General features: G+C 50.0%; 1 rRNA gene. It reads left to right on the forward strand.

From position 1 onward, the window contains the following. Nucleotides 1–170: 170 nt before the first annotated feature. Nucleotides 171–282: ribosomal RNA gene (rrf, locus tag MW695_RS22385) — 5S ribosomal RNA — on the forward strand; the annotation flags it as partial.

Below are 282 nucleotides of genomic sequence, written 5' to 3' on the forward strand. Positions count from 1 at the left end.
GATAGGTCTGGTGTGGAAGCGTGGCGACACGTGGAGCTGACAGATACTAATCGGTCGAGGACTTATCCAAGAAATTCTGACGTGTTTCACATTCCATGATCTAGTTTTGAAGGAATCTTTCTTTCAAGCATATAGTGAACAAAGAGCTTCCGATCTCTGATGTTCAAAAGTCCGGTGGCGATAGCGAAGAGGTCACACCCGTTCCCATGCCGAACACGGTCGTTAAGCTCTTCTGCGCCGATGGTAGTTGGGGGCTTCCCCCTGTGAGAGTAGGACGTTGCC

It is taken from the genome of Halalkalibacter sp. APA_J-10(15) (assembly GCF_023017105.1).
Classification (GTDB): domain Bacteria; phylum Bacillota; class Bacilli; order Bacillales; family Bacillaceae_D; genus Halalkalibacter.